This is a genomic window from Kribbella sp. NBC_00709, assembly GCF_036226565.1.
GTDB lineage: Bacteria > Actinomycetota > Actinomycetes > Propionibacteriales > Kribbellaceae > Kribbella.
This window is the reverse complement of record NZ_CP108996.1, coordinates 1,368,951-1,386,890: the sequence shown is the minus strand read 5'-3', so window position 1 is coordinate 1,386,890 and position 17,940 is coordinate 1,368,951. Positions and strand designations below refer to the sequence as shown.

Annotated in this window: 24 protein-coding genes; 8 read left to right on the top strand and 16 right to left on the bottom strand. The window is 66.2% G+C overall.

Going from position 1 to position 17,940, the window contains the following annotated elements; all coding sequences use genetic code 11:
- Nucleotides 1–51: 51 nt before the first annotated feature.
- Genes OHA18_RS06745 through OHA18_RS06700 form a run of 10 tightly spaced genes read right to left on the bottom strand, consistent with a single transcriptional unit; the run spans nucleotide 52 to nucleotide 6,458 of the window.
- Entirely contained in the window at nucleotides 52–1,323 is a 1,272-nt protein-coding gene (locus OHA18_RS06745) for a tyrosine-type recombinase/integrase (RefSeq protein WP_329002881.1), read from the bottom strand.
- Nucleotides 1,323–1,505 (bottom strand): helix-turn-helix domain-containing protein, encoded by a 183-nt coding sequence (locus tag OHA18_RS06740; protein ID WP_329002880.1) that lies wholly within the window; start codon nucleotides 1,503–1,505, stop codon nucleotides 1,323–1,325. Before OHA18_RS06740 ends, OHA18_RS06745 begins: the two co-directional genes overlap by 1 nt.
- A gap of 15 nt (nucleotides 1,506–1,520) precedes the next feature.
- The gene (locus OHA18_RS06735; RefSeq protein WP_329002878.1) at nucleotides 1,521–3,110 is read right to left on the bottom strand and encodes a replication initiator; all 1,590 of its coding nucleotides are present in this window, start codon (nucleotides 3,108–3,110) and stop codon (nucleotides 1,521–1,523) included.
- Nucleotides 3,107–3,307 carry a hypothetical protein gene (locus tag OHA18_RS06730; RefSeq protein WP_329002877.1) on the bottom strand — a complete coding sequence of 67 codons (201 nt, stop codon included), beginning with the start codon at nucleotides 3,305–3,307 and terminating at the stop codon, nucleotides 3,107–3,109. Before OHA18_RS06730 ends, OHA18_RS06735 begins: the two co-directional genes overlap by 4 nt.
- A complete protein-coding gene (locus OHA18_RS06725) occupies nucleotides 3,304–3,696 on the bottom strand; it encodes a WhiB family transcriptional regulator (protein WP_329002876.1) in 393 nt (130 codons plus the stop codon). Before OHA18_RS06725 ends, OHA18_RS06730 begins: the two co-directional genes overlap by 4 nt.
- Nucleotides 3,693–5,132, bottom strand: coding sequence for an FtsK/SpoIIIE domain-containing protein (locus OHA18_RS06720; RefSeq protein WP_329002875.1), 1,440 nt, complete (start codon nucleotides 5,130–5,132; stop codon nucleotides 3,693–3,695). The genes OHA18_RS06725 and OHA18_RS06720 overlap by 4 nt, the downstream gene beginning before the upstream one ends.
- Nucleotides 5,132–5,419 carry a hypothetical protein gene (locus OHA18_RS06715; RefSeq protein WP_329002874.1) on the bottom strand — a complete coding sequence of 96 codons (288 nt, stop codon included), beginning with the start codon at nucleotides 5,417–5,419 and terminating at the stop codon, nucleotides 5,132–5,134. The genes OHA18_RS06720 and OHA18_RS06715 overlap by 1 nt, the downstream gene beginning before the upstream one ends.
- 6 nt (nucleotides 5,420–5,425) lie before the next feature.
- A complete protein-coding gene (locus OHA18_RS06710) occupies nucleotides 5,426–5,698 on the bottom strand; it encodes a hypothetical protein (protein WP_131335758.1) in 273 nt (90 codons plus the stop codon).
- The gene (locus tag OHA18_RS06705; RefSeq protein WP_329002872.1) at nucleotides 5,698–6,048 is read right to left on the bottom strand and encodes a hypothetical protein; all 351 of its coding nucleotides are present in this window, start codon (nucleotides 6,046–6,048) and stop codon (nucleotides 5,698–5,700) included. Before OHA18_RS06705 ends, OHA18_RS06710 begins: the two co-directional genes overlap by 1 nt.
- A gap of 2 nt (nucleotides 6,049–6,050) precedes the next feature.
- Entirely contained in the window at nucleotides 6,051–6,458 is a 408-nt protein-coding gene (locus OHA18_RS06700; protein ID WP_329002871.1) for a plasmid replication, integration and excision activator, read from the bottom strand.
- A 141-nt stretch (nucleotides 6,459–6,599) separates the two neighbouring features.
- On the opposite strand from OHA18_RS06700, the gene OHA18_RS06695 reads away from it, so the two are divergent.
- The 4 genes from OHA18_RS06695 to OHA18_RS43290 all read left to right on the top strand — a co-directional run bounded on the left by OHA18_RS06695 (nucleotide 6,600) and on the right by OHA18_RS43290 (nucleotide 9,901).
- Entirely contained in the window at nucleotides 6,600–7,445 is an 846-nt protein-coding gene (locus OHA18_RS06695) for a GntR family transcriptional regulator (protein WP_329002870.1), read from the top strand.
- The gene (locus OHA18_RS06690) at nucleotides 7,442–8,125 is read left to right on the top strand and encodes an HAD family hydrolase (RefSeq protein WP_329002868.1); all 684 of its coding nucleotides are present in this window, start codon (nucleotides 7,442–7,444) and stop codon (nucleotides 8,123–8,125) included. Before OHA18_RS06695 ends, OHA18_RS06690 begins: the two co-directional genes overlap by 4 nt.
- Before the next feature lie 89 nt (nucleotides 8,126–8,214).
- Entirely contained in the window at nucleotides 8,215–8,940 is a 726-nt protein-coding gene (locus OHA18_RS06685) for a toll/interleukin-1 receptor domain-containing protein (RefSeq protein WP_329002867.1), read from the top strand.
- Nucleotides 8,941–9,652: 712 nt separating this feature from the next.
- Complete coding sequence (locus tag OHA18_RS43290; protein ID WP_442914373.1) at nucleotides 9,653–9,901, top strand: DUF3892 domain-containing protein; 249 nt, start codon at nucleotides 9,653–9,655, stop codon at nucleotides 9,899–9,901.
- A gap of 238 nt (nucleotides 9,902–10,139) precedes the next feature.
- On the opposite strand, the gene OHA18_RS06675 is transcribed toward OHA18_RS43290, so the two are convergent.
- Nucleotides 10,140–11,243 (bottom strand): squalene cyclase, encoded by a 1,104-nt coding sequence (locus OHA18_RS06675; protein ID WP_329002865.1) that lies wholly within the window; start codon nucleotides 11,241–11,243, stop codon nucleotides 10,140–10,142.
- A gap of 90 nt (nucleotides 11,244–11,333) precedes the next feature.
- Between OHA18_RS06675 and OHA18_RS06670 the strand changes: the two genes are divergently transcribed.
- Nucleotides 11,334–11,771 carry a hypothetical protein gene (locus OHA18_RS06670; RefSeq protein WP_329002864.1) on the top strand — a complete coding sequence of 146 codons (438 nt, stop codon included), beginning with the start codon at nucleotides 11,334–11,336 and terminating at the stop codon, nucleotides 11,769–11,771.
- Between the two features lie 127 nt (nucleotides 11,772–11,898).
- Here OHA18_RS06670 and OHA18_RS06665 read toward each other — a convergent pair whose 3' ends face one another.
- Nucleotides 11,899–12,639: a hypothetical protein gene (locus OHA18_RS06665; RefSeq protein ID WP_329002863.1), complete on the bottom strand. Its 741-nt coding sequence runs from the start codon at nucleotides 12,637–12,639 to the stop codon at nucleotides 11,899–11,901.
- A 419-nt stretch (nucleotides 12,640–13,058) separates the two neighbouring features.
- Between OHA18_RS06665 and OHA18_RS06660 the strand changes: the two genes are divergently transcribed.
- Nucleotides 13,059–13,847, top strand: a complete 789-nt coding sequence (locus OHA18_RS06660) for a hypothetical protein (protein WP_329002862.1) — start codon at nucleotides 13,059–13,061, stop codon at nucleotides 13,845–13,847.
- A gap of 39 nt (nucleotides 13,848–13,886) precedes the next feature.
- Nucleotides 13,887–14,333, top strand: a complete 447-nt coding sequence (locus OHA18_RS06655; RefSeq protein WP_329002861.1) for an AAA family ATPase — start codon at nucleotides 13,887–13,889, stop codon at nucleotides 14,331–14,333.
- Here OHA18_RS06655 and OHA18_RS06650 read toward each other — a convergent pair.
- Nucleotides 14,324–14,851 carry a DinB family protein gene (locus OHA18_RS06650; protein ID WP_329002860.1) on the bottom strand — a complete coding sequence of 176 codons (528 nt, stop codon included), beginning with the start codon at nucleotides 14,849–14,851 and terminating at the stop codon, nucleotides 14,324–14,326. The genes OHA18_RS06655 and OHA18_RS06650 overlap by 10 nt on opposite strands.
- Before the next feature lie 38 nt (nucleotides 14,852–14,889).
- On the bottom strand, nucleotides 14,890–15,882 hold the full coding sequence (locus tag OHA18_RS06645) for an NUDIX domain-containing protein (protein ID WP_329002859.1): 993 nt from the start codon (nucleotides 15,880–15,882) through the stop codon (nucleotides 14,890–14,892).
- A gap of 122 nt (nucleotides 15,883–16,004) precedes the next feature.
- Here OHA18_RS06645 and OHA18_RS06640 point away from each other — a divergent pair, with 122 nt between their 5' ends.
- Complete coding sequence (locus tag OHA18_RS06640) at nucleotides 16,005–16,289, top strand: hypothetical protein (protein WP_329002858.1); 285 nt, start codon at nucleotides 16,005–16,007, stop codon at nucleotides 16,287–16,289.
- Here the strand turns inward: OHA18_RS06640 and OHA18_RS06635 are convergent.
- Together OHA18_RS06635 and OHA18_RS06630 are read right to left on the bottom strand one after the other, a co-directional pair.
- Nucleotides 16,264–17,097 (bottom strand): alpha/beta fold hydrolase, encoded by an 834-nt coding sequence (locus tag OHA18_RS06635; RefSeq protein ID WP_329002857.1) that lies wholly within the window; start codon nucleotides 17,095–17,097, stop codon nucleotides 16,264–16,266. The genes OHA18_RS06640 and OHA18_RS06635 overlap by 26 nt on opposite strands.
- 447 nt (nucleotides 17,098–17,544) lie before the next feature.
- Nucleotides 17,545–17,880, bottom strand: coding sequence for a VOC family protein (locus OHA18_RS06630; protein WP_329002856.1), 336 nt, complete (start codon nucleotides 17,878–17,880; stop codon nucleotides 17,545–17,547).
- Nucleotides 17,881–17,940 lie beyond the last annotated feature (60 nt).

Genomic DNA, 17,940 nt, shown 5'->3' with positions numbered 1-17,940 from the left:
GCAAAACCCCGGCTCGGGAGTCGCTGAGCCGGGGTTTTGCTAACGGATTTGCTAACAGGCCACTGGGACCGGGGCCTCCGGGTCGTCATCGTCGGGGTCCGTGGTCGCCGCCTCGGTGTCGCCGTCGACGGCAGCGGCGAAGGTGTTAGCAACCTCGTCGGCGTGCTTGCGGATGACGTGCGCGTAGACGCGGAGGGTGATCGCGGGGTCGGCGTGCCCGAGCCGTTCCGCCACCACATGAACCGGCACACCGGCTGTCAGCAGCAGGGTGGCATGAACGTGCCGGAGGTCGTGCAGCCGAGCGTGTGGGAGCGGCTTCGGCGGCCGGGGGAGTTCCTGCCGCTTGGTGCTCCGAGTGCCCGGAATCGCAGGCTCGTTGTATTGCCGAATGAGCACGGACATGAGGTTGGTGACCGTGTCGGGCGGCACCGGTCGACCCAGCCCGGTCGTGAACACGTAGTCACCGCCGAGCCACGCATCCCCGGCAATCTCCTTCTCAGCGCGCTGACGACCACGGTGCTCGCGCAGGATTGCCAACGTCTCCTTGTCGAGCCCAACAGTGCGCTCCCGACCGCTCTTGGGTGTGCCCTCCTGGCGCTGTCCGCCCACCATGCCCGCTGTGCCCCGGATGTGGATCGCTCCACGGCCCCAGTCCACCTCAGACCAGCGCAGGTAGAGCAGCTCACCACGTCGGGCGCCGGAGTACGCCGACAGTCGATAGAAGGCGGACAGCCGGTGGGATTCGGCCAGCCGGAGGAACATCCGCAGCTCCTCAGCCGACCAGATTGTCCCAATCGGCTTGACCTCCCGACGTGGACGCTTGGCCGTCGTACACGGGTTGGACGGGATCAGCCGATCCGCCCTGACTGCGTCGTTCAGTGCCTTCCGGAGAATCGCGTTGATGTACTCGATGCTGCGTGGCGACAGGCCCTTCCCACCCTTGCCGCCCTTGGTCGACAGATCCTTGTACATCGCGGTTAGCGTTGCTGAACGGACAGCCTGAAGGCGCATCTTCCCAATACGCGGGTAGACGTGCCGCTCCATCCACTCGCGATACCCGGCGAGGGTGCTGGGCTTGATCTCCATCGAGTGACCGTCAAGCCAGCCAGTCAGGTACTCCTCGACGGTGATCCGGGTCTTCTCCACGTACTCACCTCGTCTCGCTGATCGGCGGGCGTCGTCGCGGGCTTCCTTGGCCGCTTCCTTCGTCGGGAATCCGCCGACCCACTTCGGCTTGCTCCTGCCAGTGATCGGATCGGGCACACGAACGACGTACGACCACGTCTTGCCCCGCTTGGTGAGTCCGTCCTCCACCCCGGCCATCAGGCAGCCTCTCCGAGGTCGGCGACGAACTCCACAAGGTCGGTCGATCGGATGAGTCGTGAGCTGTCGATCTTGACCGAGCGGAGCGCGCCGGACTGGATGAGCTGGTACACCTTCGCCCTGCTCAACCCGAGCGCGGATGCGACTTCCGGGACGCGGTACAGCAACTTGGTTTCCTGCATGGTCATCTCCCCAGATCAGGCCGCAGGTTCAGCGGCGTCGTTGGTGTTGTCGGTTGCCGAACGGGTATCGGCGGGTGGCGCGTTGGCGGCCCGTTGCTTGGCTTGCTCGTACTCGGTCCGCCAGCGGATGCGTTCGTTGATGCCGCGTGTGAGTACGCCGTGCCAGGTCGGGAGGTCGTCGTCGTTCGCCCGGTCGACGGCCGACCAGATGAAGCGCGGCGTGCCGTCCTCGAGCTCGGTCGTCGCGGCGTACCGGTCGGTGTCGGGCATGTCGACGCCAGCGGCGGCGAGCGTCTGGCGTACGACCTCGGCCCGGTCGGCGCGGTGGTCTGAGAGCGTCTTGCCGGTCCACTGACGCGACACGAGCACGCGGCGGCCACCCAACCCGAGGTGGTGCCTGTCGTGGGCTTTGGAGGGGCACCAGCCCGGCCGCATGCCCGGTTCCGCGTCCTTGGGCTGTACGCCGAAGCGGAGCCAGTTCGAGCAGGACGGCGAGCAGGGCAGCCAGCGGACCTCACGGTGCAGCCGGTCCAGGTGCATCGCCTGTGCGGTGGTGATCTCGTCGTCGTCGCCGTAGGTGTCCGCGATGGACTTGGCGAGATACTTAGTCAGGTAGCCGATTGCCTTGCCGACCTGGTCGTCCGCGTCGGCGATGATCCCTTGATAGTCGATCTGAGTACCGAGCTTGACCACGTGTGCCGGGGTCGCGGCTGGGTCGTCATCGATCGCGTCCAACGCCTGTTCCCAAGTGGGCAGCGGTGCCCCGGTGCAGGGGTCCAGAAAAGCGCCGGCATAGTCGTCCCAGGTCGGCAGGTCGTCCCCGACGTACACGGGTTCGGTGCACTGGGGCCACCACAGTTGGTGGTACGTCGCGACGGCCACGTCCTTGACGACCTGGCGAGGGATGACGCCCCGGACGGCGGCGTGCAGGTGCGGTGCGAGGCGTCGCTGTGCTTCGACGGTGGCGAAGTACTGGACCTTGTACCCGGCGCAGCGGCGCAGGTTCTGCCAGAACCGGTCAACGAGCTTGGGAAAGTGCAGTGCGTCCATCGCGGCCCGGTGGTAGTCGTACGACTCGGGATCGCGGGGTGTGCCGTCCGGGCCGACCTTGCCGTACGACGGAAGCGTTAGCGTGATGAACATCGAGGGCCGGTAGGTGCGTCCGTTCGGAGCGGTGAACGCTTTACCGACCGTGCGGTTCTCCATCGGCACCTTGGGCAGGTCGGGGGCGTCCTGGCGGCGACGAGTGGACCTGACGCGGCGGCCGGATTCGTCAACGTCAGCAGGGGTTTCGGCGTCGTCGGCGTCTTCGTCAGACTGCTCCGCGGGGACCTCGTGGCCCGGGCCGGATTCGTCGTCGGTGGTAGGGATCTCGTCGTCGCGGTGCCAGCCCTCGCGGCACTGCTGCATCCGGAGCTTGCGGGCACGTTCGGCGCACGGCGGGCACTGACGTTCCTGGGTCGAGCCGCACGGGATCGGCACCACGAGCTGTTCACCAGTCGACGTGTCGGTCATCCGGGACAGCACCGGCCGGACGCAGACGCCGTTGCGGACGGCCAGGTCGTGCAGTACGTCGGGGGCGACTTGGCCCAGGGTCGAGATCATTCGTGACCATCTCCTCGGCGTGGGTGTTCTCGTTCACCGGCCCAGGGGATCCGCGCCGTGAGGTAGACGCGGACCCCCATCGAGCCGTGGTTGGGGTAGAGGCGGCCGGAGCCGGTGAGGTCGAACACCACGCCCAGGACCTTGACCATGACCTCGATCTCGTCGGGGTCGCCCGATACGCGGAGCTGGACGGTCATGCCGCCTGCCTCCAGAGGTATTCGGGCAGCAGCGTTGCGCCGTCCAGGGCGTCGACAACCGGGGCACCGTCGACCAGGTCACGGACCAGGACGTTGCGTTGGAGTTCGGTCGTGCCACCCCAGACCCCGTACTCCTCGCGGGTGGACAGGGCGTAGGCGAGGCAGGAGCGGCGGACCGGGCAGAACCCGCACCGGTCGACCGCGTTCGTCTTGCCGGTGGTGTCGGTGTCGGCGGGGAACCAGGTGTCATCAGCCGTGGAGCGGCATGCGCCCATGGCTTGCCAGTCGGGGAGGACATGCGCGGTCAGTTCGGCGCGCAGCTCGTCGGTCAGCTCGGGAGCAGGGTCGAAGACGAGTTCGAGTTGGCCGGAGATCTCGCGCCGGTTCATGCCGCCTCTCCCGTCTCGTCGGAGTGATCGAGCTCGTCCATGTCGACCAGGTCGGGGGTTGTGTCGACCGGGCGGAGGTTGTGGGCGGGCCGGTAGTTGCCGGACATGGTCTTGATCTCGTCATCCGTGACGTAGGCGGCGCGAACCCGGATCGGGACGGGCGAGTTCTCGACCTTGACGAACCCGACACCCGGCAGCGACAGGGCGATGTTGTCGGCTTCGGCCCCGAGGTCGCGCTGTCCTTCGCCGAGGACCATGTCGACCTGGGATGACGAGCCGAGCCGCAGCGCGATCCGGTCGGGGAAGATGTCGCGCCAGGTGACGATGTCCTTGGTCGGCTCGACCACGGTGGCCATGACGGCGTAGCCGGGACCACGTCCCTTGGACAGTAGGCGTCCGAGCGCGGTCTCTACCCGGCCCATCTGCCGCCGACCGTCCGGACCCGGCAGCAGCGTCGTGAGCTGCATCAGCTCGTCCACGATGATCAGCACCAGCGGTGTTTGTGTCGACACGGTGAACTTGCGGGCTCGGCCGCGCAGGTACCGGGCACGCTCGTCCAGCTCGTCCGCGTCAGCTTCGAGGAGCTGCACCATGGCTTCGTAATCGTCGGCCTCGTACCGGTAGAACAGGTCCCGGCCGAACTCCAGTTCCATCCCGCCCTTGGGGTCGATCGCGTGCACCTGCACCAGACCGGCCCGGATGTAGGGCGCGAGCGCCCGCAGGGTTGACCAGATGATCGCGGACTTGCCCGAACCGGTGCCCCCGGCAACGAGAATGTGTGTGCCCTGGACCCGCAGCCGCCACGGCGTACCGTCCTCGGCGTATCCGATGACCAGCCCGTCCAGGTCCTCCACCCGCAGGTTCTCCGGGATCGCGACGGCAGGGATCGTCTTGACCAGCGGGTCGCGCTTGTAGAGATCGAGCCACACCCGGCCCGGAGTCGCCTGCCGAGTAGTGGCACGGCGGGCACGGGTCGCATGCTGGAGCCTCTCCAGGCACTCGGTCACGTCGCCGGGAGTGATGCCGTCCGGCAGGTCGAGCAGCAGTGAATCGGTGGACGCGTTGGACCTGACCTTGATGATCCGGGGCCGCACGATCCATTCGCGGACCTCGGTCTTGATCGACAGCCCGAACCGGCCCATCCACCACCACCAGCGCGGCGCGTACACGAACCAGCGACGCCACCACGCCTTCACCCGCCATCCCACCAGGCGGCGGAACGACTCGGGCCGACGCAGCCGCCAGACCCCGAGCATCGTGCCGAGCACCAGGCCGGTGCTGACGGCCCAGGCCCACCCGTAGGAGCGGCACCACCAGACCCCGAACCCGGCCAGCAGCAGCGGCCCCATGACACCGGGGTAACGCAGCAGCGACGCCAGCAGCCGCACCACCGGCACCCCACCCGATGCCTTCCGGCCCTCCTTGATCTTGCCCATCACTTCCGCCCCCTCTCGTGCTTCGCGAACCGCCGTTCGACGGCCAGCAGGTTCCGCCAGGTCTGCTCCAGCGCGGTCATCGCGCCGGCCGCGCCCTCGTTGGCGTCCGGGTCCGGCGCATCGGCCAGCACCCGAGTCGTCTTCTGCAACTGCGAACGGGCGTCGTCCAGCTCGTTCATCACCGCCCGCAGCTTCGCCATCGCCTCCAGGTCGTTGCCGACCCCGAGCGCCCGCGCCCACTGATCCAGGAACCGGCGCTTACCCGCGATCGCTCCAGTGATCGCCATGACTCATCAGCCCCTCTCGTGCACTGCGAACCCACGCAGCGCCTCACCGACCACCAGCACGGCCAGATCGATCCGGCCCAGCGCGAGCGCCAGCGACCGGCGCACCTCGTCGTTCGGTGCCTTCGACAACGACCGCGCCACCTTCCGGACCCGGTCCTGACCGTCCAGCAGACGACCCATCAGCTTGTGCAGCTCGGCCGATGCCTCGTCGTCGTTGCGGGCACCGAGCGCGTCAGCCCATCCGTCCAGATCGCGCCGGGTCGCGAACAGCGCCGTCATCACGCCACCGTCCGGTATGGCACCGGCTCATCGACCAGGTGCTCCAAGCACTCGTCGTGGTCGTGCTCGTTCCACTCGATCGACCCGAACACATCCGCGTACGCGCACGGCTCTCCGCTCGGCAGGAACCCCAGCACCTCCGCGAGACTCTGACGCGCCCGGTCGATCGCGTCGACCATCGTCGTCAACGCCGCCAGGTCGTGGCAGTACAGCGTGACCCGGTTGTAGCCGTCGTCCCCGACCGTGATCGTCACGTACGGCCCGTACACGCTCCGCTTCAGAGCCGACTCGATCCGGCCCGTGCTCCCGTCGAAGTGCACGTCCATCGACACCCTGATCGGCTCGCCCATGATCAGGCCGCCTTCGGAGTCTGAGCGGACTTCGGCGCACGAACCGCCATCGCCCGGAACGACCAGGCAAGGCGCGGACGGTTGCCGTTCTCCGCGATGTACGGCGTCGCCGTCATGCCGTCGAACTCCACCGGCGTGAACGGCATCCCCTGCGGCTGCGGCGGCAACACCGGCTGCTGCTTGGACAGGATCTTCACCGAGATCTGCCGGTCAGCCTTCCGGGCGTCCCGGTCACCGTCCATCACGTCGACCGACCACACGTTCAGGCCGGACTCTTCATCGATCGCGTACACCGGACGATCCTTCGTCGACCGCTCGAAGTCCCGCACCTGCGTGACCTCCGAGACCGCGAACACGCCGTACGGGAAGACCTCACCGAACTCGATCTTGAGCTTGCGCGGCATAGCCATGACTACTGCTCCTTCTGAGTAGGGCGCCTAGGCTGACTAGCCAGGCTGCGATATGACCAAGGTAACCAGCCTGGCTAGCCAGGTCAAGTATTTGGACAGACAAATTCCTAGGCTGGCTAGCCAGGTACTACTCTGGGAGTCATGGAGCTAGACCCGAACGACCCACGTCCGCCGTACCGGCAGGTCGCCACTGCGCTGCGCGCCGGGATCTTGACGCAGAAGTTCACGGCGGGGGAGAAGCTGCCCTCACAGCAGGAACTCGCGACTCAGTACGGCGTTGCCCGGATGACGATTCAGCAGGCGCTGAAGGTTCTGCGCGACGAGGGCCTGATTGTGTCGAGAGTCGGCAGCGGGGTCTACGTTCGCGACCGGGCGGACCAGGCGGTCGGCCTTCGACCGCACATCGAGCAGGCGTTCGAGCGGACGCGGGTCACCATCGACTTTGCGGGTCTGACTGGTGAGACTCTGCTTGGGGCCCTTGAGGAGCCGATCGAGCGCATTCGGCGCGGACGCCTGACGCCGGAATCGGTCACCATCCGCCTGCTGCTGCCGGACTTCGGCCAGCCGCTCGCCGTTCCATCACGTGCTGGCTCGAAGCCCGGCGACGACTCCGCCGTCCGTGCCCGAGTCGCCGAGATCGCGCACCGGTCGGCCGGAGCCATCGTTGAATCGGTTCGCGAACTCGGCGACTTGGGACTTGTCCAGAAGACCGAGGTTGAGACCCGGGTCGTCCCGCTGTCGATGATGTTCAAGATGTACCTGATCAACGACGAGGAGCTGTTCTTCGGCTTCTACCCCGTCGTTGAGCGCGAGGTGAAGATTGGCACCAAGGACGTTCCGATCTTCGATGCCGTGGGCAAGGACACCGTCCTGTTCCACCACTCAACGAGCGAGGGTGACCGGGCCACCGGCGCGCAGTACGTCGAGCAGGCCCGACGCTGGTTTGACAGTCTCTGGGGCACACTCGGCCGGACCTACGAGCCGTGACCGCCGAAGCGTTGGCCGTCACCTTGCGCAGGAGTCCTGTCATCCTGCTCGACTTCGACGGTCCTGTGTGCGCGGTGTTCGCCGGGTATCCGGCGTCGCAGATCACCGACGAATTGCGCGGTCTCGCGCTCGACCAGGTCGGTGAGCTGCCGCCGGCTATGTCTGCGATCACCAGCCCGCACGAGTTCCTGAGTGCTGCCGCCGAACTATCTCCCGAGCTGGGCCGCCACGTCGAGGAAGCCCTCCAGACCGCCGAGATCAAGGCCGTCGAGAGCGCCACACCAACCCCGGGCGTGGAAGCATTCCTGACCGCCTGCCGGGACGCTGGCCGACAACTCGCGATCGTCAGCAACAACACCGGCGCATCGGTACGCGCCTACCTCGACCGAGTCGGCTTGACCGGTTTCGTCCACCACATCGAGGCTCGTGACCCGTCCGATCCGGCTCTCATGAAGCCGAGCCCGCACCTGATCGAGCGCGCTGCCGAGGCACTAGCGGTGGAACCTGACGCGTGCACGCTGATCGGCGACCAAGCCACCGACGTACAGGCCGCTCGCTCGATCGGAGCCGCAAGCATTGGCTACGCCAACAAGCCGGGCAAGGCGGACGACCTCACCGCCGCCGGTGCTGACGCGGTTGTCACGCAAATCGCCGAGCTCACCGAGGCAATTCGGCGTTAAGACGGTTCGCCTGTTGACTTAGCCGTGCGGCCAACTGTCGACGTCCGCCGGTACTCTCGAAGCGTCGGTTCCACCACGAGGAGAACGCCGTGCCGCCGAGCGCAAGCGAGTTCAACCGGAAGTTTCGTGCCGCCCAGCGGCAGGCGCAGCAGCAGTTCAATCGGGACGTCCAACGGTTCCAGCGGCAAGTTGAAGCAGAGAACCGGAAGATCGAGGCCCAGAACCGGAAGGCTGTGAACGATTACAACCGTGCCGTCGATCAACACAACCGGCGAGCGGACGCTCACAACAAGAAGGTGATCGACGAGATCAACCGACGCCTCCAGGCCAGCGGACGTCCGCAGGTCCGCTACACGCCCCAAGAGCAAGAGCTGGTCGATCGCGTCCACGACGCGATTCCGGTCGACGTCCGCGAGTACGACGTCTTCCTCAGCTACGCCAAGATCGACGGGAGCACAGTCGCAGGCGAGCTGCACGGACGGCTTCGAGAGCTTGGGCTTAGCGTCTGGTACGACGAGCTCGCAATTCGACCGGGCAGGAGCCAGGCCCTGCAGATGGACCAAGGTCTTCGGAAGGCTCGGGCAGGCATCGTTTTGCTCACCGCCGCGTATCTGGCCGGAAGGTTCTGGACCGAACGCGAGCTCGGGGCCTTGCTGCACAAGGACACCCTGATTCCGGTTTTGCATGGCGTCACGTTCTCCGACGTCGCCGAGTACAGCGGCATCCTGCCCGACCTCGCTGGTTTCACAACCGAACGCGACTCCGTATCTGATATTGCCGCCAAGATCGCTGGGGCCGTCACCGCCGAATCGTAGATCTGGCCGAATCCGAGCGGTGCCCTGCCGAATTTGGCTCTTATGGATCAAGGCGCGCCTTCGGCGCGCGGCGCGGGCGTGCGCATGCGCCCTCCGGCCGTTCACCGCCCGCGCCGCGCGCCGTGCTACCCGTCTCCTCGACCGGCGAGTACATCAGCAGCACGGTTGAGCCCGAGTGCACGCAGGGCACCCACAACCGTGTCGTGTTCATCGAACGCCTCGACCAACGCCTGATCCCAGGTCGCCTCCACGTAGGCGACGTGTCTTTCATGTGCAGTGAGGTCGCTGTTCTCGATCTCTTCGAGCCGTCGTTTGTGTTCCTCGTGACCAGCAATTGCCATGATTCAGGCTACCGATCCCAGGGGCTCCGCCCCCGGACCCCGACCTCACTCCGGGATGCCACCGGGCCGCCTTCCCGCCACTCGATGAGGCGGAGCCGAGCATGCCTGATCCCGGTTGTCCAGACTCGCAAGCTCGACCCAAGGGCAACTGGACAACCGGGATCAGGCATGCTCCCTAACGGTCACCGAGCGACGGGAAGCCACCCCTTCAACCAGCGGGCATGTCTAGCTCCTGCGGGCACGAGCGAGCGCATCTGACCGGCGAATCTTCACCGCCAGTAACGGCCATGACCGCTAGCGCGATGTACCGGCCAAGGGGAACTACAACACCATGTGGGGGAAGAGTGGCAAACGACATCACACATCGCCGAATGTCGGCAGGCGGAACGCTGCACGAGCACATCGTCAAGGTGAAGGGTCAGTCGGGGAACGGCACCTTCGAGAACACGGTGAGCGAGATCGTGGAAATGATCGAGAGTGGCAAGTACACCTTCGTCGTCACCAACGGGACCAAGCCCGCAGCGGTTCGAGTCAGAGTTTCGTCGTCCGGACGCAAGTACATTCAGACGGTGTCGGATGGCATCTGGACGAACAACCTGTTGGCGCTACCGACCTTCTGACCATCCGAGCCGGTTGCTAACGGATTTGCTAACAAGAGGCATGGACGGCGGTAGACGCGTCCGGTCGATCTAGGCTGGATCTGCGCCTGCCGCCGTCTTCATGGCTGACACCGGTAGACCCGTGTCGACGCCGGATCAGCAACTTTGAATCTCGAAGACCAGGATCGAAACCTGGCGGGGGAGCAACAAGAACCCCCAGGTCAGAGCCCTTCTGACCTAGTGGTTCTGCCACCTGTCGTCAAGACGCCTGGCTCGCGCCGCCGGAGTGGGCGGACGCGTCGTACCAGCGCAGCACTCGCAGCGCCCTCAAGGTGTTCCACCGGCTCGGCGTGCCGACGGGTTCCTCGAACCGGAAGTGGACCGCGCCGGAGTGGTTGTTCTCGAGCAGCCAACGCCCGTCGGGCCGGCGCTTCGAGCGGACGCGTTCGATCGCTTCGGCCAGCCGCGGATCCGGAGTGCCCCCACGCCGGGCGAAGTACTCCGTGGCCTTGAGCAGGTCGTAGTGCCAGCGTGGGGGGTAGGAGAACAATTCCCACTGCGGGTTGACCACCTCGCCCGTGCGTAACGACCGGAAGAGGTTGCGCCGGAGCAAGTACTGCTCTCCGTTCCGGCGAGCCCGGCGGACCTCCTCAGATCCGCCGGTATGGCGCTCCCACCTCAGCAGCGCGTCGATCACGTCCAGGGTGCTTGCGAAAGATGCCGGTGCCGGGCGCGTCTCGGCCCAGCAGTTCCAGCCACCATCCGGCATCTGGTCGGCCACGAGCCGCTGCACCACCGGGTCGACGTCGACGCCCAGGTAGGCACCGATCAGGATCGTGCCGGCGTTGATGCAGCAGTCCGCCTCGCCGGCGAAGAACGGCAGCCCGTCGTACTCCCAGCGGCAGTTGCGGGCCACCAGGTGTGCGGTCTCTTGCATCACCGGACTGTCCGGGGGCATGCCCAGGTGGCACAGGTCGAGCAGGACCGGGTACGTCGCGGTCCACGGCTGGCTCGGCTCGGCACTCGACCCGTCGGTCGGTGCCTCGGCCGGTTCCCCGTCGGGCGACGGGAAAGGCGGCGGTGGCTCACCGGCAGCCAAGGCCCGCGCAGTGGCCGATGCGAACGCCGCGGTACCCGGAAAGCAGGCCCCGTTCGCCCACAGGCCATCAGGAGCCCGCAGCGCCAGCAGTCGAGCACCCCAGCCCTCGTGCTCCACCCGCGCTCGCTCGGTCGCCACCTCGGTCTCCGAGGCGTTGACGAGGTCGCGCAGTACCTGCCATCGGATCGCTGGATCGCCCTGCAGCAGCCACTGCACAACCGGATCGTCCTCGGCCATCAGCGGCGTGCGTTTCGGGACGTCCACCCTCCGAAAGGTAGCGGGCCGTCAGGCTGAATGACAGACGTCCGCTCATGCCGCGATCCGCGCTTTCGGCTGTCTCGCTAGCATCGCCGCATGGCAGTGACAGCGTCTGGGGTGTTCCGGCGAACCGCGATCGAGCGGACTGATCAACGAGTCTCGTGGGAGCGAACAGATCAGGCCTTCTTCTCGAGTGGGGCATGCCACGTGCTGGCCTGGACGTGCAGGGATTTCTATCCCGATCAGGGGATCGCCTTGGCGGCGCTGTACCTGGGTGACTTCGAGCATCCGCTGCACGTGTACGCGAGGTGGGGCACGTGGGTGTTCGATGCGTCGGGTTGGAACCTCGAGTCCGAACTCCTGCAGGTCAACAGCGACTTCGAAGGTCTCCCCGTCCGCGAGGTGGAGACGATCAGCACTGACCTTCGGGAGTTCTGCGAAAAGCACGTGCATCGGCAACCACACCAGTACTGGGCAGATCCGACCGAACGCGCACGCGCCTACGTGAGCCGCTACGACCCGCCCTGGCTCTAGGCGCTCCTCGCGCGCGACCGCCTTGCGGTTGCCGGCGGCTCGGGGTGAGTTGGAAGCGACGGCGCCATCGAGCGTGTCGACGAACTCACCGAGGACAGCTGGGCGTCTGCCGATGTGACCCTGGTTGTCAGGCAGGGCTGAGTGCGGGGTCGAGGCGGAGCAATCCTTCGGGCAGTCTGTCGGACCAGTCGGCGATTTCGGGGGTGATCCGGAACAGTCGGGCGGTGATGAATGGCTGAGCTTGCAGGTCTGAGCCGGTGCCGAACGTTTCCACGCGCCACTCCCGCCAGCGGGCGTGCAGGACATCTCGGACCTCGTCGAGTTGAGCGCGGGAGAACCGGCTGGGCACGACGCAGAGCTGATCTGGGAAATGCGGAGACATCTGCCGGGTCACCTCGTCCACGTCGGCGGCAGCCACGACGAGGACTTCCTGGTTTGCGGAGGGGCGGAAGATCGCCTGATGGACGATCGTCCCGGATGACACCAGGTCGCCGGTGTCGAAAGCCGTGTTCCATGCCGGCTCGTCCCGTCGCCAGCCACCGGGTGGCGGCGGGCACGGTGGGTCCGTCCTAGGCACATAAGGATCCGGTGCAGGGAGCTCGGACGAGAGTTCCTCGACCTCGATGCTCTCGTCGCCCCAGATCCCGACCACCGAGACGGAATTCCAGACTCTGTTCGGCGACCAATCAGCCGCCTCGGCGTCGGTCCCGATCAGCCGGATCGACCGATACGACTTCCAGCCCGGCGGTCTGGAGATCGGAGTACGGACGCGGGCCAGGTCCAACCAATCACCGTCCGCGCCGGGCACGAACCGACCCACGGTTCGCACCCGATCCCCTTCCTCGAACACCATGTCCCTGACCGCCACGAGTCCATGGTCCCCCGACGTACCAGGCTGGGTCCGGAACGCGCGGGGTCAAGTGCGCGGTCGAGCTTCAGTCGACAGCGAAGCGATACACCTGGGATTCACGGAGCTGGAAGCCCAGTCGCTGGTACAGGCGGCTGGCGGCAGCCCCATCAGGCCGCGATGTCGGATCCACGGTCCGCGCGGGACCCTACTGAGCCCGGCCGAGGTGGTCGTCGGGGTTCCCGGCGGTGATGAACTGCCGCGCGTCCGATCCCCCTCTCGGCTGTGCCGTCGGACGCGCGGCAGTTTGATCACGCTAAGCGAGCTGTTCGACGTCGTCCATCGGCTGCGGCGTAGGGGGAGACAACTGCCTCCCTATGGATCGCCACGTAACGTGACGACTGTTCTGCGCGATGTACTGGCGGGGGGAGGACATCGAGATGACGCCACGGGCACCGGCTTCACGGGATGACGCGAGCGCAGGCCACTTCTTGGACGCGGCCGCCGAACTGATCGACGCCATGTTCGACCACGCCATCCGGGAACGCCCGCGGCGGCTCCGCGGCATCCACTTTCCGGCCGCGCTCGAGTGGATGCGGGTCAGTGATGTTGTCGGGCTCGCGCAGGAGCGCCACGGCGACGGAGCGAGCGAGAAGGCCTTCCGCAATCGGTGGCCCGACCGCAACACGTTCGTCAAGGCGGCGATCATCCACACGATGCTGTACCGCGATGCGCCCGAGGCCAACCCGGCGCTGTACGTGGCGAAGCTGCCGGCAAGTGTCTCTGCGGGCAGTCTGGCGGACTCCGTGACCGAGCTCTGCGATGGGCTCCTCGGGGCGTTGCAGGCCCGACCGCGCTCGTACCTGCTGCACCACATCGGACCTCTCCTCGATCAGTATCCCGATCTGAGGACGACGATCATCGAGGACATCGTCGGCACCCGAGAGCCCTGGTTCGAGGGGTACGCCCTGTTGCTCGACGCACTCCACCTCGAACTCAGGCCCGGGTGGACCATCGAGCGAGTCGGCCTGGCCTTGCAGGCCATGCTGGACGGGTTCTTGTTCCGATCTCGCATCCAGTCCGAGGAGATGAACGACGCCGGATCACCAGACGCAAGTCTCTTCGCCGAGACGGTGCTCTCCTTCATCGTCGGCGTACTCGACCTGGACGACTCACGCAGAACAACCCACACCATCCTCGACGCGGCGGCACGCAGCGCGCAGAGCTGATCCTCAGCCCGCACCTGATGCTTGCTACGGTCCGGTGGTATGGCGCGGGTGTTGGTGACTGGTATGTCGGGGGTTGGGAAGACGACCGTGCTTGAGGAGTTGCGGCGGCGGGGACATCTCACGGTGGATACCGACTATGACGGTTGGGTGTTGGGGGACGGGCTGTGGGATGAGGGGCGGATGGATCGGTTGCCGGCTGAGCAGGCCGATGTTGTTGTTTCCGGGACGGTTGAGAATCAGGGGCGGTTCTACGACCGGTTCGAGCAGGTGGTGTTGATCAGTGCGCCGGTTGAGGTGCTGATTGAGCGGGTTAGCCGGCGAACCAACAATCCTTACGGCAGCACCGCGGAGCAGCAGGCTGAGATTGCGGGGTACGTCGAGACTGTTGAGCCACTGCTTCGGCAGGGGGCGACGGTGGAGTTGGATGGGCGGAAGCCGGTGGGTGAGCTTGCTGATCTGATTGAGGGGTTGGCGATTCAGCGGTAGTGATCCGCGGCTTGTTGGATGGTGGTCCGGCGCCAGGACGGTTCGTCGTCGATCAGTTCGCGGATGATGTCGGCGTGGCCGGCGTGTTGGGCGGTTTCGTTGACCATCCTGATCAGCAGTACGCCTAGCGTCGTCTCCTGGTGACCTTCGGCCCAATGTGCGACGTGGCCTGGGCTGTTCAGTTCCAGTTCGGCGACGGTCAGGTCGGAATGGGCGCAGGCCTGCTGGTACACGCCCACGACGTACTCGCTCGATTCATCCGGCGTGGCCCACATGTCGATCTCAGTGAACGGGTCGTCCCGGAACCACGACGGGCGCTCGATCGGCGGCCGGTCGAACGCCTCACCGAGGTAGCCGTACTCCATGCCGGCCAGATGCTTCACCAAGCCGAGCAGATTCGTACCGCTAGGAACCAGGGGACGCCGCCGGTCGTACTCTGACAACCTGTCCAACTTAGCCAGCATCACGGCTCGACTGCCCTGCATCGCCTTCAGCAACTCGTCCTTCAGATCCACCATCGCACCTCCTCCACGGACCCTACGGTTGTGGACGGGTCTCACCAGCGTGACGCGATTCCGTGGTACGTCACGCGATGGTGCCGGCAGACATTCGCCAGAGCCTCATCGGCTGCTTGGAGCTGGGCTCGGTCGACGATGAGCATCTCGGCGAAGCGCCGCAGACCTGCCGGATGATCGGCCCGCGAATCGATCAGGACGTACGGGAACGGTCCGCCGTCGCGAGGTCCGATGGCCCAGATCAGCTGACGTGCATAGCGCTGGAACACCAGATGCCTCAGGTCTGACCACGCAACCTCCGCGCGGCGCTCACCCCGGTACATCCACACCAGATGTACGCCGTCGTCGACGAGCTGGCTGGATGCGCACACCTTTGCCCAGAACGCGGCCCGGAGAAGCCCGACGAGCACCAGGGCAGCACCGGCCACAACCGCGCCGAGAAAATCCACCGAGATCCCGAGCACCACGAAGACGAGCCCAGCGAACGACGGCAAGACACCACCTCGCCACGCCCCACGTGCGGATGCCGAGGCCAGGACCACGTTGGGTCGATCGCTCATGGCAGCAGCATCACTGATGTCGAAGGGTTCAGGGGGAACGCCCTTCTCGATCAGCGCTGTCAGAAGATCGCCGAGTTGTGGTGGGAAGACTGTCTCCGTTGTGTCGGTCAGCTCGTTCGCTCGCCACCAGTGAAAGCCGAGCATGGTCCGGGCCTCGTAGGCGCTCAAGTCCGCCGGCGCCGGCGAGAAGTGCTCGACCCTGTGCAGCAACCATTCTTCGTGTACGTCGAACGCCTGGCCGTCGAACTCGTACCGGTGATCTCGCCGCCAGACCGGCGTACCGACCGGGAGATCGACCAGGCCGGTCTCCTCGTGGGCCTCGCGTTCTGCGGCCGCCTGTAGGGACTCGCCGGATTCGACGCCGCCGCCGACCGGGTACCAACACTCGGCTTGCGACTTCGGATCCTTGGCATGAATCAGAAGCAGACGGTCGTCCGCATCCAGCAACAGGAGCTTCACCGCCAGCCTCACCACCGCGCGACCCTAACCCGTGCCCCCACGCTCTTGCGGGAGTGGGTTCGTGGCTCGACGATTGAGCGATGGGGAGGAAAGAACGGCGGTGGGAGGACGCGACTGCAGCAGCGATCGCCTACGCGATGGAAGAGGCTGCGGCGGCGATCGGGGAAATGGCTTATGCGCGACGGGCGACGCTGAGCGATGTGTTGACGACGAATGAGTACCAGGAGCAGATCCGACGGCTGGCCGAGCTGTGTGCCATGTTGGCGCCGGGGCTCGCGCGAGATCCGCAGTACCCGCCGACACAGGCTCTTCGAGCGGCGTGGAAGCGCCTGAACGACGATCAGCGGCTGTGGCTTCATACCTGCCTCAAATACCGCGGATTCGACCTTCGCACCGTCATCGGCCAGCCGGAGCCGAGCTGAGGAAGCGGCGGATGTGGTCTGACCAGAGTTCGGGGTTCTCGAAGTGGGCCATGTGGGCGGTGTTCGGGATGACGGCCAGTTCGCTGGGTACGGCGGTGTGGAGGCGGTGGGCCAGTTGGACGGGGAAGCCCATGTCGTATTGGCCGTGGAGGATGAGGATGGGTTTGTCGAGGGTGCGGAGGATCTGTTCGGGGTCGCCGGGGCACCACGGGTGCATCAAGCCCTGGATGGCGCGTTCCTCGGACCAGTCGCCTTGGTCGGTGCCTAGTGCGTTGAGCAGGGCCAGGTAGGCGGGCGCGAGGTCCAGGTCCCAGACGAAGATCGTGGAGTTGCGCAAGGCCCCGTCGGCCTCGTCCTCGATGCGTTGGCGGCGGTGGTACTCGGTCCAGTCGGCCAGGTAGTGGGCGTTGTCCGCGGACGTGTACGCCGACGTTGACGCGAGCACCAAGCGGCGTACCTGCTCCGGATGCTGGTCGACGAAGCCCATCGCGGCGCGCCCGCCCGTTGAGAAGCCGAGCAGATCGACCTGGCCGAGGTCGAGTTTGTCGATCAGGCGATGGGTGTCGCGTACGACGTACTCCGGCTGCAGATCGTCGTCGGGCAATCCGCGGCTGCTCCGCCCGCAACCGCGGAAGTCGAACAGCACCACGTGGTGATCCCGGGCCAACGGCTCGAACCCGGGCAGGAGATAGCCGTGGCCGACGTCCGGGCCGCCGTGGATCACCACCAGGGAAGGCTTCTCGCTCCGCTGCCCGAGCTCGCGCACGAACAGCGTCACATCGCCGACGTCCACCAACGAATCACGCATGCAGCGAGGATGTCAGGTGGCACGGACAATTCGGTGCGCATACTTGGCGGGTGCATGAGGAATCGGGGCTGGAGAAGGCGACCTGGACGGATGCCGACTTCGAGGTGATGGGGTGGCACGACTGTCGCGTGCACGCGATGAGCATCGGCGTACACGCAGTATCTGCGCACATCGCCGATCCACAGCGCCAGCGCGCAGTACCTGACTCAACGCGAACGCGGCGGCCTCAGCTTCGCCGAGCACTCGTTCACCTGAGCCAGGATCGTGCCTTCTCCCGTTGAGCGAGGGTCGTGCAGGTGTCGGGGCTGTGAACACCCGCGGGGGTCCTTGAACAAGTTATTCCTTGTCCAAGGACCCCGTAGGTTGTTCAACGTCCCCGCATGTGTCGCGACTTGGCCGCGCGGATCTCGTGCACAAAGTCGCCTTGTGGGCCGGTCCGCGAAGGGGCTAGTCGATGAGGCAGAAGATGGTGCCGTCGGGGGATTTGAGGACTACGAAGTCGGCGTCGGGTGGGTAGGTCCAGTCTTCTACGTGTTCGGCGCCGAGGGAGATGAGGCGGTCCACCTCGCCTTGCAGGGTTGAGGTTTCTTTGTCTACCCACAGGTCGAGGTGGGTGCGGTCGGTTTCGTCCAGGTGGAGGCGGGTGGGCCGGGCGGACGAGGGCGGGATGAGGAAGTCGTGGTTACCGGCCTGTGGGGTGAAGCCGAGGGCCTGGCTCCAGAACTCGGCGGCGGGGCCGGTTTTCGGGACGTTCAGGATGATTGCTCCGAGAGTGAGGGCCATGGCTCCCAGGGTGGCAGATTTTGGGGTGTAACGCGGCGGTGGGTTGGCGGCGTCGGGAGG